12 protein-coding genes are annotated in these 13611 nt (G+C 63.4%); 10 read left to right on the top strand and 2 right to left on the bottom strand.

Features of this window, described 5'->3' with window-relative positions; genetic code table 11:
• Positions 1-186: 186 nt before the first annotated feature.
• The 7 genes from ffh to ACIOWL_RS00590 all read left to right on the top strand — a co-directional run bounded on the left by ffh (position 187) and on the right by ACIOWL_RS00590 (position 7468).
• Positions 187-1749, top strand: a complete 1563-nt coding sequence (gene ffh / locus ACIOWL_RS00620) for a signal recognition particle protein (protein ID WP_400380375.1) — start codon at positions 187-189, stop codon at positions 1747-1749.
• Entirely contained in the window at positions 1739-2968 is a 1230-nt protein-coding gene (locus ACIOWL_RS00615) for a hypothetical protein (protein WP_400380373.1), read from the top strand. The genes ffh and ACIOWL_RS00615 overlap by 11 nt, the downstream gene beginning before the upstream one ends.
• 105 nt (positions 2969-3073) lie before the next feature.
• Positions 3074-4264: a hypothetical protein gene (locus ACIOWL_RS00610; RefSeq protein WP_400380370.1), complete on the top strand. Its 1191-nt coding sequence runs from the start codon at positions 3074-3076 to the stop codon at positions 4262-4264.
• Positions 4265-4411: 147 nt separating this feature from the next.
• Complete coding sequence (locus ACIOWL_RS00605; protein ID WP_400380367.1) at positions 4412-5155, top strand: IclR family transcriptional regulator; 744 nt, start codon at positions 4412-4414, stop codon at positions 5153-5155.
• A 64-nt stretch (positions 5156-5219) separates the two neighbouring features.
• The gene (locus tag ACIOWL_RS00600) at positions 5220-6194 is read left to right on the top strand and encodes a thiamine pyrophosphate-dependent dehydrogenase E1 component subunit alpha (protein WP_400381519.1); all 975 of its coding nucleotides are present in this window, start codon (positions 5220-5222) and stop codon (positions 6192-6194) included.
• 18 nt (positions 6195-6212) lie between these two features.
• Complete coding sequence (locus tag ACIOWL_RS00595; protein ID WP_400380365.1) at positions 6213-7238, top strand: alpha-ketoacid dehydrogenase subunit beta; 1026 nt, start codon at positions 6213-6215, stop codon at positions 7236-7238.
• Positions 7235-7468, top strand: a complete 234-nt coding sequence (locus ACIOWL_RS00590; RefSeq protein ID WP_400380363.1) for a biotin/lipoyl-containing protein — start codon at positions 7235-7237, stop codon at positions 7466-7468. The genes ACIOWL_RS00595 and ACIOWL_RS00590 overlap by 4 nt, the downstream gene beginning before the upstream one ends.
• Positions 7469-7592: 124 nt before the next feature.
• Here the strand turns inward: ACIOWL_RS00590 and ACIOWL_RS00585 are convergent, their stop codons facing one another.
• Positions 7593-9305, bottom strand: coding sequence for an AMP-binding protein (locus ACIOWL_RS00585; protein ID WP_400380360.1), 1713 nt, complete (start codon positions 9303-9305; stop codon positions 7593-7595).
• A gap of 283 nt (positions 9306-9588) precedes the next feature.
• Here ACIOWL_RS00585 and ACIOWL_RS00580 point away from each other — a divergent pair, with 283 nt between their 5' ends.
• Together ACIOWL_RS00580 and ACIOWL_RS00575 are read left to right on the top strand one after the other, a co-directional pair.
• Positions 9589-10458 carry a VOC family protein gene (locus ACIOWL_RS00580; protein WP_400380357.1) on the top strand — a complete coding sequence of 290 codons (870 nt, stop codon included), beginning with the start codon at positions 9589-9591 and terminating at the stop codon, positions 10456-10458.
• A 100-nt stretch (positions 10459-10558) separates the two neighbouring features.
• A complete protein-coding gene (locus tag ACIOWL_RS00575; RefSeq protein ID WP_400380354.1) occupies positions 10559-10753 on the top strand; it encodes a hypothetical protein in 195 nt (64 codons plus the stop codon).
• A 36-nt stretch (positions 10754-10789) separates the two neighbouring features.
• On the opposite strand, the gene ACIOWL_RS00570 is transcribed toward ACIOWL_RS00575, so the two are convergent.
• On the bottom strand, positions 10790-11827 hold the full coding sequence (locus tag ACIOWL_RS00570; RefSeq protein ID WP_400380351.1) for a thermonuclease family protein: 1038 nt from the start codon (positions 11825-11827) through the stop codon (positions 10790-10792).
• Positions 11828-12059: 232 nt separating this feature from the next.
• On the opposite strand from ACIOWL_RS00570, the gene cls reads away from it, so the two are divergent.
• Entirely contained in the window at positions 12060-13568 is a 1509-nt protein-coding gene (gene cls, locus ACIOWL_RS00565; RefSeq protein WP_400380349.1) for a cardiolipin synthase, read from the top strand.
• Positions 13569-13611 lie beyond the last annotated feature (43 nt).

The raw sequence follows: 13611 nt of genomic DNA, 5'->3' as shown, positions 1-13611 counted from the left end.
AATGGGTGAAGTTTGTCCTTTGGAACAGGTGCGCCTGGTTGTTCATATCCTTGCCGCAGGCAGGTATCAGCGGAATCACCTCGTGGCGGCGGTCTGCCCACGCCTCGATTGTTGATATTCTTAGATGTTGAGTCCTGTGCGCCGTTGGTGCGCACCACAAGACCTACCGAAAGAAGTGCCCGGCACGTGTTTAATTCACTTTCCGATCGCCTGACAGCAACCTTCAAAAACCTGCGTGGCAAGGGCCGCCTGACCGAGGCGGACATTGACGGTACCGTCCGCGAAATCCGTCGCGCCCTGCTGGATGCGGACGTTGCGGTCCCGGTGGTCCGCGCCTTCGTGGCCCAGGTGAAAGAACGCGCGCTGGGGATTGAAGTTTCCGAGTCGCTGAACCCGGGCCAGCAGGTTGTCAAGATCGTCAACGAGGAGCTTGTTGCCATCCTCGGTGGCGAAACCCGCCGCCTGAACCTGGCCAAAAACCCTCCAACGGTCATCATGCTGGCCGGCCTGCAGGGTGCTGGTAAAACCACCCTGGCCGGAAAGCTGGCCAAGCACCTGAAGGCGGAGGGGCACACCCCGATGCTGGTGGCCTGTGACCTTCAGCGTCCCAACGCGGTCAAGCAGCTGCAGATCAACGGCGAGCGTGCCGGGGTGCCGGTCTACGCGCCGCACCCGGGTGTCTCCTCCGAATTCGACACCCCCACCGGGGATCCGGTCACCGTGGCCCGTGACGGTGTCGCCGAGGCCAAGGCTAAACTGCACGACATCGTGATCGTGGATACCGCCGGCCGCCTGGGTGTGGATACCGAGATGATGGCCCAGGCCGCGAATATTCGCGCCGCCATCAACCCGGACGAAGTGCTATTTGTCATCGACGCCATGATTGGCCAGGACGCGGTGAACACCGCCCAGGCATTCCATGAGGGTGTGGACTTCACCGGCGTGGTGCTCTCCAAGCTTGACGGCGACGCCCGCGGCGGCGCCGCCCTGTCGGTGGCCTCCGTGACCGGCAAACCGGTGATGTTCGCTTCCACCGGTGAAAACCTGGATGATTTCGAGATCTTCCACCCGGATCGTATGGCCAGCCGCATCCTGGACATGGGCGACGTGCTCACCCTGATCGAGCAGGCTGAGAAGAACTGGGACAAAACCGAAGCCGAGCGGATGGCGAAGAAGTTCGCCGACCAGGAAGACTTCACCCTGGATGACTTCTTGGCTCAGATGGCCCAGATCAAGAAGATGGGCTCCATGAAGAAGCTGCTGGGCATGATGCCCGGCGCCCAGATCTCCCGCCAGCAGCTTGAGCAGTTCGACGAACGCCAGATTGACCGTGTTGAGGCCATTGTGCGTTCGATGACCCCGCACGAGCGTGTGGCACCGAAGATCATCAACGGCTCACGCCGCGCCCGCATCGCCAAGGGTTCGGGTGTTGCCGTGTCCGAGGTCAACCAGATGCTTGAGCGTTTCACCGAAGCGCAGAAGATGATGAAAAAGATGGCCGCTGGCGGCGGCATTCCGGGCATGCCCGGTGCCGGCAAGGGAGCCGCCCGCAAGGCGAAGGCCAAGGGCAAGGGCAAAAAGCAGGTCAAGTACGGCAACCCGGCCAAGGCCGCGGCCGCCCAGCTGGAATCCGAGCAGAAAAAGGCGGCAGCCCCCAGCGGAGCGGCCTTCGGCAAGGGTGCGGCGCAGGATTTTGATCCGTCAAGCCTGAACCTGCCTGCAGGTTTTGAAAAGTACCTTGGGAAGTAACCACCCAGAGCCAATCCAGGGCGGCGACCAGCCACAGACGCTGGTTGCCGCCCTGGCGCTTATCCTCCACAACACCACCCCGGCCGACGCTGAACGTACCGTGCGCCAGGTGCTCACCGCCCGTGAGGTCATTTCGCTGATCTCGCAGCCGGTGGCTTGGAACGAGCTGGTGATCATCGAGGTAGGCATCGCGGTGAACCCCGAGGGGTTGATCATCTTGGCCGGCGCGGATGGAACCACCCGGCTGGGACAGCAGGTGGAGGACTTCGCGCTCGCGCTGAAATTCGGCACCGGCGCCCTGTATGTCGACCAAGACGATGTGGAAGTTCAAAGCGGTGAACCCATTGACGATGAACGCCTGGAGGCCATGCCCTCCGGACGCACCCTGCTGTCAGGCCAACTGACCGAAGCGGAGATGATCATCCTGGCCTCGGCTTCCAAAACCAGCTGGCACCTTGTGCCTCCCGCGCAGCCAGGGTCTCGCACCGTGGCCGTCCACGATGGGTTTTTGCTGGGCGGGGCTCCCGGGGTCGATCAATATCCAGCCATCATGATCAGCCAATCCGGCCCGCGGTTCGCCGCAAGTTTTTGGTTTCCGAAACAAAGCGGCAAACTCGCCGGCACTCCCGCCTGGGTGCATATCTGGCCCATCGCCGCCAGACCGGCCTTTGAACCTGCGGCCGGGACACCCGCGGCGGGCGAACTGCAGACGCTGCACACCCACTATGTTGCCGTTGACCCCGAAGCCCTGGATGAACTGGCTGAGGCGGGAATCCCGGCCGAGGACATTGCTCGGCTCAAAGAAGTACTCCCTGGCACCGGCAGCGCGCAGGCCGTGCAACAGGTCCTGCAAGTTTTCGGCCATGACCCGCACACGGCCCGTTATCTTGAAGAAACCGCAGCCCCGCAAGGTTCCAGCTTGATTGAACCGGTGGGACTGGGCAAGGCCATTGGCCGCGCCATCGCCATCGAGGCCCGCAAGGGAAGTTCCGCCCCGAAGTTCTACAACCCGCTGTCCTGGAAGCCGCCCACGCAGGTGCTCTGGGGCGTGATCGAGGCGCTGATTTTTGCACTCATCCTGGCCGGCACCGACTGGGCACAGCCCTGGGCGCCGACCTGGCTGATTGTGGTGATCCTGGTGGCTTGGCTGGTAGATGGCCTGGGAAATCTGGCGATCGGTGTGGTGCGGTGGCGGCGCAAGGGGCGCCGGAACCGGTAGCGCTGCGGAACTCCGCCGGCTGCTAAATCCGGGGCTGGCGGTGTCCGCGCGCCTATGATTAAAGCTAAAGTCCTGTCCCACCCATCCCAAAAGGGGTTTACCTTCGTGGATTCCAGCGAGTTCAGCTACCTCAACATCGAGTTCATCTTCCTTGGCGACAGGCCGGATGCTGCCGAGGTGGTGCGCACCGCCCTGGCCGACCGCCGTTTGCTCGGTTTTGTGGGTGGGAGTGTTGAACGCGAACTGTCCACCGAGGTCTCCGCCCAGGTCGCCACGGTCAGTCCCGCCCGTGACGCGGTGCTCTACCGGGTGGATGCCAAGGGCAAGTTGCGTGAAGGTTCCCGGGTCACCAAGCTGGTCCACGAGCTGAAAAACTCGACCCAGGCCGACTTTGTGCTTCTGGACGGGGAAGAAATTGACGGCCCGACCCCGGATGAGGATGTTCTGGGCGACTACGGACCCACCACCGAGCTGATCCACGGACGCAAGCTCAAGGGCTCCGAGGTGGTGGTGGCCGCGGGACTTGAAAACAACGTGCTGACCCTGTGGAATCACGGCACCGGGCTGATGGCCATGGCCGCCGAATCGGTGTTCACCTCTGGCATTGCCCGGTCGAACCGTCCGTTTGTGTCGCTGACCCGCAACGGGAACACCCTCAGCGCGCTGGTGACCGGCACCGGCACCCGGCGCGAGTTTTTCCCCCGGACGGTACGGTACTACGTGGATCTAGAACGCAGCGTCATCATTGAACCGGAGGCGGACAGCCCGGCGGCCGAACGGCTCACCGAACTGGACGCTTCGCTGCTGGGCTGGGACGAACAAGACGATGCGACCCTGGCAGAATTCATCACCGATCCGGTGAAACTCGACGAGGCGCGCCAGCTGGTGAAAAGCGCGGGGAGCCTGAAAAACCTCAAACGATTTGTCACCCTGCTGGGTTTCGACGCACGCAGCGTGGATTACCTCACGGGCAAACCCTTGCCGGAGAACATCCGCGTCATCGCCACCGGCGGGCCGGTGAAAACCATCAAGGCGGCCCTGGCCGAACACGAACGCGAAGCCCGTGGGCTGGAGAAACTTCTCTACCGCGGCGGCTGGTCGCCAAGGGCGCTGATTGCCTCCAGCCTGGCCGTGCTGGGCTCCGGCGCACTGACCCACCTGGCCCTGAACAAATGCAACCGGCTGTCGGGGATTCCCAAGCCGCTGCGCAACCTGCTGATGATCGCCTGGTACGCCGACGGTGTGTACTACCTGGGCAAGGGAATCCTCGGCGCGGTGAAGGCCCGCGGCAAATAACCCCTGTACTCACCCTGTCTTCACCCCGCCCTCACTCGGTGCACCGGCTGATGCGGCTTAAACACCCAGCCCAGAAGGGCTGACGGCGTCCGGGCGCTGGGTTATGCTGGAAAGCACTTCTGGCGATGGAGTTCTTGGGGGTGCGTGATGTCCGAACCCACGTTGATTGGCTCTGTGCAAAAGGCGCTTCGCCTTTTGCAGACCGTTGCCGCCGGGGACGGGGTGATGCCGGCCAAAAAGCTCGCTCGGCTCACCGACCTGCCGCTGCCCACCACTTACCACCTGCTGCGCACGCTGACCTTCGAAGGCTACCTGCGCAAGGCCGAGGGCGGCTACCTCATTGGCCCCACCGCGGTGATGGCTCCGGAAGACCCGCTGAAGGAACTGCTGCCGCGGATCCGCCCGGTGTTGCGTTCATTGGCCGCCGAACTGGGCGGTGCCACCTACCTTTCGCTGTTCGACGCCGGTGAGATCCGGTTGGTCGCCATCGCGGAGGAACCGTCCGGGCAACAGGTGGATCTGTGGGTGGGAGTGCAGGAATCAGCACATGCGACCGCCTTCGGCAAGGCCATCCTGGCCAGCCTTGATGCCGAGGAACGCGCCGACTACCTCAACCGCCACGACCTCTACGACCTGACCCCGCACACCATCACCAGCCGGGGAACACTAGCCCGCCAGCTGGCGGACGACACCTCGATCTGGTCGGATGAACAGGAATATCTGCTGGGCGTCTCCTGCCTGGCCGCCCCGGTGGCCGGCGGAGGCCTGCGCGGCGCGGTCGCGGTCTCGCTGCCGGCGCAGCGGCCGGTCAGCCCCGGGGACCGGCTGGCGCTGAGCCGGGCCGCGGCCCGGCTGCGACGGACCTTCGGCACCCTGGATATCACCATCTGAAATACCCGCCCTTGAACCGGCTTGCCCGTCAGGCACATCATAAAACCCTAGGCAAGGAGGCGTGATGGAGCCAACGGTCAGGCTGGATCTCTACCGGCAGATGGTGCTGATCCGGACCTATGAAGAAGCCATCCTGCGCGAATACCACGCGGATAAAAAACCGGTGTTCGACATCGGTGCCGGGCTGATCCCCGGAGAGATGCACCTTGCCGCCGGCCAGGAACCGGTTGCCGCAGGGGTCTGCGCCCACCGGATTCCCGGCGACTCGGTGACCGCCACCCACCGGCCGCACCACTTTGCCATTGCCCACGGGGTTGACCTGAACGCCATGACCGCGGAGATTTTCGGCCGTGTCGACGGGCTGGGACGCGGCCGCGGCGGCCACATGCACCTGTTCGATTCGGCAGCCAACTTTTCCTGCTCCGGCATCATCGGCGAGGGCCTTCCGGTTGCCGTCGGCCAGGCGCTGGCCTTCAGCCGGCGCAACACCGGCAATGTGGCGGTGGCCGTCGCCGGAGAGGGGGCCGCGAACCAGGGGGCATTCCACGAGGCGCTGAATCTGGCGGCGGTATGGAAACTCCCTGTGCTCTTTGTCATCGAAGACAACGACTGGGGGATATCGGTCCCGCGTGCCGCCGCCACCGCGGTGCCATCCAATGCGGACCGCGCCGCGGCCTACGGGATTCCCGGGGTGCGCGTGGAAAACAACGACGTCCAGGCGGTGCATGAGGCGGCCGGCACGGCCATTGCCCGAGCCCGCAACGGCGGGGGACCAACGCTGTTGGAGGTGCATACCCTGCGCTTGTGGGGCCACTTCGAGGGTGATGCCCAGGGTTACCGCACCGACCTGGCGCAGGTTTCCGGCCGGGACCCGCTGCCCGCCTACCGGGCGGCGCTCTCCGAGGCAGGAATCCTGGATGAGGCTGGCACCCAGGAGATCTCCCGCCAGGCCTCCGAGCGTGTGGAGGCCGCCATCAGCTTCGCCAAGGCCAGCGCCGAACCAGACCCGGCCCACGTCGGCGACTACGTTTTCGCCTGAAATCGAAAGGATCCCGCCATGAGTACCGAGGCTACCGGCACCCGCCGGCTGAACACTGCCAAGGCTACGGTCGCGGCCATCGCCCGCGAAATGGAACGTGATGAGAACGTGATTGTGCTCGGCGAGGACGTGGGCGCCTACGGCGGGATATTCTCCTCCACCACGGGCCTGCTCGACCGGTTCGGCCCGCAGCGGGTCATCGACACCCCCATCTCCGAGACCGGGTTCATCGGCGCGGCCATCGGGGCGGCCACCCAGGGCCTGCGCCCCATCGTGGAACTGATGTTTGTCGACTTCTTCGGTGTGTGCATGGACCAGATCTACAACCACATGGCAAAAATCCATTATGAATCCGGAGGGCGGGTCACCGTGCCGCTGGTGCTCACCACCGCGGTGGGCGGCGGGTATTCGGATGGCGCCCAGCATTCCCAATGCCTGTGGGGGACCTTCGCCCACCTTCCGGGGCTGAAGGTGGTGGTTCCCAGCAACCCGGCCGACGCCGCAGGGCTGATGACATCCGCCATCCGCGATGACAACCCGGTGGTGTTCATGTTCCACAAGGGGGTCCAGGGCCTGGCCTGGATGGCGAAAAACCCGCGCGCCATTGGCCCGGTGCCCGACGGGGATCATGTGGTGCCCCTCGGCAAGGCGGCGGTGGCCCGCGAAGGTCGCGATGCGAGCATCGTGACGTTATCACTCTCGGTGCATCACGCGTTGGATGTGGCCGATGAGCTTTCCGCGCAAGGGATCGAGGTCGAGGTGCTGGATTTGCGCAGCCTGGTCCCGCTGGATACCGAGGCGATCCTGGCCACGGTGGCCAAAACCGGCCGGCTGGTCATCGTCGACGAGGATTACCAGTCCTTCGGGCTCTCCGGGGAGATCGCGGCACGGATTGCCGAACACGACCCGCGACTGCTCACCGCGCCGATCGCGCGTGTGGCCAATCCTGATGTCCCGGTGCCCTACGCCCGCTCGCTGGAATACGCGGCGCTGCCCACCCCGGCGCGGATCAAGCAGGCGGTCCTGAAGGTGGTGGCCGGATGAGCAGCATCCGTTTCCCGGTACTCTCCGAAAACGACCCAACGGCCCAGGGCACCGTGGTCACTTGGTTCGCTCCCGACGGGGCGCAGGTTGCCGTTGGCGAGCTGATCGCCGAGGTGGCCGTGGACAAGGTCGACATGGAGATCACGGCCCCTGCGGCCGGAATCCTCACGCACAAGGTAGGGGAGGGCGCCATCGTAGAACAACACACCGAAATCGCCACCATCGGTTGATCCCCAAGGCCCTGGCAGGCCCGTGCCTTCCCCCAAGGGGCGCGGTCCGGCACCGGCCCAACCGATGCACTGCTCACGGCCCGCGTCGCCGACCCCCAAGGGTGGCGCGGGCCGTGAGGCGTGCTTAACCGCGGTGTTTCAGCTCAGGGAAATCCGTGTCCCGGTATTCGTTCGCCGGCACCTTGCCCTGGGCGTGCTGCTCGCTTTCGGCCAGGCGCAGCTCGACCCGCCTGATCTTGCCCGAAATGGTTTTGGGTAGCTCGGAGAATTCAAGCCGGCGAATCCGCTTGTAGGGCGCCAGGTTCTCGCGGCAGTACCCCAGGATGCTTTCCGCGGTCTGCGCGTTTGGCTCGTGTCCGGCCGCCAGCACCACAAACACCTTGGGCACCGATAGCTTCATGGGATCCGGCGAGGGAACCACGGCCGCCTCGGCCACCGCCGGGTGCTCGAGCACCACCGATTCAAGTTCGAAGGGGCTGAGTTTGTAGTCGCTGGATTTGAACACGTCATCGGCGCGGCCCACATAGGTCAGCACACCCTCGGCATCCCGTTCGGCAATATCCCCGGTGCGGTAGATCCCGCCACGGGTCGCTTCCTCGGTTTTCTGCTCGTCGTTGAAGTACCCCTTCATCAGTCCCACCGGGCGCGGAGCCAGGCGCAGGCAGATTTCCCCGACCTCCGCCAGCGCTCCGGTGGTGGGGTTGCGAAGTTCGACCTCGTAACCGGGCATGGGCCGTCCCATGGCGCCGACCTTGATCGAGACTCCCGGCGGGTTGGCGATCTGCACGGTGGTTTCGGTCTGCCCGTATCCGTCGCGGATCACCTGCCCCCAGGCCTTGCGCACCTGCTCGATGACCTCGGCGTTCAGCGGTTCGCCGGCGGACACCAACTTACGCGGGGGAGTTTGCAACAAACCGAGGTCGGCCTGGATGAGGTAGCGCCAGACCGTGGGAGGGGCGCAGAAGCTGGTGACCTTCTCCAGATCCATCTGCCGCATCAGGGCTGCCGGGTCGAATCTTTCGTAGTTGTAGACAAATACCGTGGCCTCGGCGATCCAGGGGCCGAAGAAGTTGGACCAGGCGTGTTTGCCCCACCCCGGGGAGGCGACGTTCAGGTGCACGTCCCCTGGTTCAAGGCCGATCCAGTACATGGTGGCCAGGTGCCCCACCGGGTAGGAGGTGTGGGTGTGCTGGACGAGTTTGGCCTGCGAGGTGGTGCCCGAGGTGAAGTAGAGCAGCAGGGTCTCATCCGCCGCCGTCGGGGTATCCAGTGAGAATTCGGCTTCGGCGTGGTGCGACTGGTCAAAATGCAGGGTTCCGGGTACTGCCTGGCCGCGGACCTGAACCGTGGTGTAGTCCCCGGGCACCTGCTCCAGCTTGGGCAGCTGGTCGTGGCTGGTGACAATCCAGTTGGCTTGCCCCCGTTCGATGCGGTCCACCAGGTCAACCGCGGTGAGCTGGGTGGTGGACGGGATGATGATGGCGCCGAGTTTCATGCCGGCGAGCATGATCTCCCACAGGGCCACCTCGTTGCCCAGCATCACCACCATGGTGTCTTGGCGTTTGAATCCGTTCTCGCTCAGCCAGCGGGCGACCTGGGTGGAGCGCCTGGAAAGTTCGGCCCAGGTGTAGCGGGCGCTGCTGCCATCCGGTTCGGTGAGGATCAGCGCCGGGGTATTCGCCCGGGCCGGGTCCTTGGCTACTGCATCGAACCAGTCGTAGGCGAAGTTGAAATCGCTGAACTCAGGCCAGCTGAAAGCTTCCCGGGCCCCGGCGTAGTCGTCGCGGTGGGTCAGCAGGAGGTCGCGCGCCGCACGGAATTTCTCGGTATTGCTCATGGGAGTCCTTTCCGCGGCAGGAGAACTGCACGGACAGCTGGTGAACATTTCCCTGATCAATATACTCTGGTGCTCACTTTGGACGAATTGTTTCGTCAGGTTGTGCGGTTGGTTTGCGCTCAAGGCGAATAATTGATCAATTTTGCGCTTCGGTGAAAAATCTTCGGTGTTCGCGGACGCTGGTGGGGTGTGGACCACATTCCACCTAAAAGCTTGAAGCTTCAACAAAATGAGCGTACGCTGAAATCAAGAAGAAAATCTACCCAAAGAAAGGGCGCCGATCATGGCACACTTGAAAGAAGACAAGCTCCCCGAGCAGCTGTCAATGAATGCCGTGCAGCTGAAGGTCGGCGACCTGAACACCATGAGCACCTACTACCAGCAGGCGCTGGGACTTGAAGTCCTTGCGGAAGACTCCACTTCCACCCGCCTGGGGCGAGGCGCCGATACCCTGGTTGAGCTCACACCTGCCCCGGAGCTCAAGCTCCCCGCCCGCGGCGAGGCAGGCCTCTTCCACACCGCACTGCTCTTCAACACGCAGGCCGACCTGGCCGCCACGGTGCTCTCCGCGGCCCAGTACAACCCAAACAGCTTTGTGGGCAGCTCGGATCACCTGGTCTCCGAAGCCTTCTACTTCACCGACCCGGAAGGCAACGGGATCGAGCTGTACTTCGACCGCCCGCGCGATACCTGGACCTGGAATGGGGACCAGGTTTCGATGGACACCATCTACCTCGACCCGAATGCGTTCCTGAGCTCCCACCTGAGTGAAGAGGCTGTCTCCGGGCAGAAGCAGGCCGGTGCAGAGGTGGGGCACGTTCACCTGCAGGTGGGAGACGTCGCCACCGCGCACCAGTTTTATGTCCAGACCCTGGGCTTTGATCAAACCGCGGCCCTGGGCAATCAGGCGCTGTTCGTCTCCGCCGGCGGCTACCACCACCATATGGCCATGAACGTGTGGAATTCGCGTGGCGCCGGACCGCGCAAGGACACCCTGGGTCTAGGTGAAGTGCTCATCAACGTTCCAACCCAAGATGAAGTGGGCAAGCTCGCCGAACGTTTGAACCATGCCGGAGTGCAAAACCATCACACAGGTGCCGAGCTGCAGTTCAAGGATCCGTGGAACAACGAACTGCGTGTCGCCGTGCGCTAGGCAGCCGCCTGCCTGGCTCGCCCGCCGGAATCCGAGACACCCGGGCAGCACTCCCTGCGGAGCGCTGCCCGGGTGCATTTTTGCCTCGGAGTTGGCGCGCTTGAAGAGGCAGGTTGCAGCGGTTTCCGAAACGGCATTCGCCGAAATGGAGCTGGTCGTCGGGATGACGGAGTCATTGCCTGCGGTCGGCGGCTACATGTCACGCCGGCAGGTGCCGAAGCCGGATAGAAAATGGCCGATGCCCGGCATCTGGATCACGCGGATCGGGTCGCCGGGCATCCAACGGGACAACTAGCGGCGGGTGAGCCGCTGGTGTGCGAGCAGTCTGGCATCAGCAGGGCTTCCAGGTTTTTCCGCCGGGTGCGTAGCAACGCGGACCGGTGTAGTTCGAGTAGGAGTTCATCTTCGGAGCCGACTGCTTGGGCTGCGTCTGGGTCTGCGGCTTCGAATACGACTTCGGCGCGGAATAGTTCTTCTGCTGCGTCGTCTGCGCTGCCTTCGCCGCGGCTTGCTGCTCGGCTGCTCGTTGGGCGGCGGCTTCGGCCTTCTTCTTTTCTTCGGCTTCCTTGCGTTTCTTTTCCTTCTCCACCAGTTCAGCTCGTTGTTCCTTGTGGAAGGCCTCAAGCTGCTTGGTGTCATCGATCCGCGTGGCGAGGCGGGTAATGTCGCTTGCATAGCGCCCGCTCATCAGCGCGTGGGTCACCGGGTGCGTGGCAGACTTCGCCTTGTTCAGGGTGCTCTTCACCGCCAGGCCCACGCCGACCGCGGCTGCGGCTTCGCCCATGAGCGATTCAGCGTCCTCGATGCTGTCGCCCGGCAGCGATGAAACCTCGGAGAGTGCGGTGTTCGCCCCTTCAAGCTGGGCCGGGATGGTGCATTCGACAGCCGGGTCGAACAAGCCCTCGCCGGTAGCGGCGGCCTCCTGCTCGGCGGCCAACACGTCGTCGTAGAACTTCACGTTCGGTTCGTATTTCACGGCGACGCCCAGGCCGGCAGCCGCAATGGCGCCATTGACGAACAAGTCGTCCTTGAACACGCCGGCCAGAACCCGCCCGTAGTGGTCCTCGCGTTCGATGTCGTATTCCAAATCCACCTTGTCGCCGGGGTGTAGCAGCGTTGTGAGGTAGTCCGTGGCTTCCGGGCCCATGCATTCCACGGCTTTGTCGGGCTCCACGGTTTCTGGCGTGTCGATATTCAGCAGCCGCACACGCGTTTGTTCACCTGCGACCTCCAGATCCACGGTGTCTCCATCGACAACACGGATGACCGTGCCGTGGGAATCGGAATTCGAGGTGGCGGCGTAGACGGCCCCGCCGGCGACCAGCGAGGCGATGACACCAGCTGAAATCCATCCAGTTCTCTTGCTCATGATGCCTGTTTTCCTTGGATACGGGTGATGAAGTGCAGCGATGACTGCTGCGGCAAGTTACTTGCACCTTCGATATATCTAAGTGCCGGTCACTGCGCTTTGACAAGCCAGAAACCTGCTGGAAGGTTGAACATCCTCCGGTTGCGCGTCATCGGAGGGAAAGCGCGCTCTTGAACATAGGATTTCCTACAGGGCCGCATTCGGCCTTCGCGGCCCTGACCGGCTGCGCACCATGGATTCGAGAGGCAGTGTTTTGAGTACAGCTGACATCACCGGCGTGGTTCTACTGATCCTGCACCTGATCATCGGCATCACCGCCGCGATTGTGATTTCGGCCAGGCGCAAACCTGCCACCGCCATTGCCTGGATCATGGCGATCATTTTTATTCCCTATCTGGGAGCAATCGCGTTTTTCCTGATCGGTTTTGGCCGTTTGCCCCGCCACCGCCGGGAGAAGCAACTCAAGGTCAACGAGCTGATGCATGCAGCTTCCGGGATCAATGCCCACCGCGCCCGCTTTGATTCGCCGCAGTGGCTGATCCCCACCGTGGCAATGAACGAAAAACTCGGGGCCCTGGCCATGGTTTCGGGAACCTCCGCCACCCTGATCGGAGGCTACAAGCAGTCGCTGGCGTCCATGGTCCGCTCCGTTGACAAGGCCCGGAGTTTTGTCCATGTGGAGTTCTACATCCTTGTCAACGACGAGACAACCGGCGAGCTATTCGCCGCCTTGGGCCGCGCGGTGGCCCGCGGGGTGCAGGTTCGGGTGCTTTTCGACCACCTGGCCTCGCTGACCTTGCCGCGACGCAAGGAAACCATCGAAGAATTGGACCGGTTTGGGGTCCAGTGGCAGCACATGCTTCCGCTGAAACCGCTCAAGGGCCACTGGCGCCGACCGGATTTCCGCAACCACCGCAAACTGCTGATAGTCGACGGCGAGGTCGGCTTCACCGGCTCGCAGAACCTGATCGATTCAACCTACCTGAAACCCGGCAACCTGCGCCGGGGGTTGCACTGGAAGGAACTGATGGTTCGCCTGGAAGGGCCGATCGTCAGCGAGCTGGACGCGGTGTTCCTCACCGACTGGTACAGCGAAACCGGTGAACTGCTCGAAGGGGAGAAATACCGCGCCCGCCAGGCGAGCATTCACCATGAAACACCCAGCGAACACCAGTCGCGAACCGTCCACGAGCTCGACGCCCAGGTGATCCCCAGCGGCCCAAGTTTTGAGAACGACAACAACCTCAAGCTTTTTGTGTCGCTGATCCACAGCGCCCAGCGGCGGGTCAGCATCACCAGCCCGTACTTCGTCCCGGACGAGGCCACCTTGCAAGCCATCGTGACCGCGGCATCCCGCGGGCTGGACGTTGAACTTTTTGTCTCCGAGGTCGCCGACCAGGCGATGGTGTATCACGCACAACGCTCCTATTACACAAGCCTGCTTTCCGCGGGGGTGAAGATCTACCAGTACCCCTCGCCCACCGTGCTGCACTCGAAACACTTCTCCATTGACGATCAGGTCGCGGTGATCGGCTCCAGCAACATGGATATCCGCTCCTTCAGCCTGAACATGGAGGTGTCCCTGCTGGTGCGCGGCGAGGGGTTTGTCGCCGAAATGCGCAAGGTGGAGGACGGATACCGCAATCTCAGCACCCCCATCGATCCGAAGGCCTGGCCGCACCGCCCGTGGCGCGAAAAAATCCTGAACTCGCTGGCCCGGCTGACCTCCGCCTTGCAGTAGCGTGAAACCGCACTAACGTGACGCTATGCGCGGAAACCCGCCG

The organism is Glutamicibacter sp. NPDC087344 (genome assembly GCF_044744225.1).
Classification (GTDB): domain Bacteria; phylum Actinomycetota; class Actinomycetes; order Actinomycetales; family Micrococcaceae; genus Glutamicibacter.
The sequence above is the reverse complement of the archived record's forward strand: the minus strand, read 5'-3'. Positions and strand labels throughout refer to the sequence as shown.

Coding starts and splice junctions, on each gene's coding strand:
- ACIOWL_RS00590 (WP_400380363.1), top strand. CDS start 7,235: ATGAGCAGCATCCGTTTCCCGGTACTCTCCGAAAACGACCCAACGGCC.
- ACIOWL_RS00600 (WP_400381519.1), top strand. CDS start 5,220: ATGGAGCCAACGGTCAGGCTGGATCTCTACCGGCAGATGGTGCTGATC.
- ACIOWL_RS00585 (WP_400380360.1), bottom strand. CDS start 9,305: ATGAGCAATACCGAGAAATTCCGTGCGGCGCGCGACCTCCTGCTGACC.
- cls (WP_400380349.1), top strand. CDS start 12,060: ATGGATTCGAGAGGCAGTGTTTTGAGTACAGCTGACATCACCGGCGTG.
- ACIOWL_RS00570 (WP_400380351.1), bottom strand. CDS start 11,827: ATGAGCAAGAGAACTGGATGGATTTCAGCTGGTGTCATCGCCTCGCTG.
- ACIOWL_RS00580 (WP_400380357.1), top strand. CDS start 9,589: ATGGCACACTTGAAAGAAGACAAGCTCCCCGAGCAGCTGTCAATGAAT.
- ACIOWL_RS00595 (WP_400380365.1), top strand. CDS start 6,213: ATGAGTACCGAGGCTACCGGCACCCGCCGGCTGAACACTGCCAAGGCT.
- ACIOWL_RS00605 (WP_400380367.1), top strand. CDS start 4,412: ATGTCCGAACCCACGTTGATTGGCTCTGTGCAAAAGGCGCTTCGCCTT.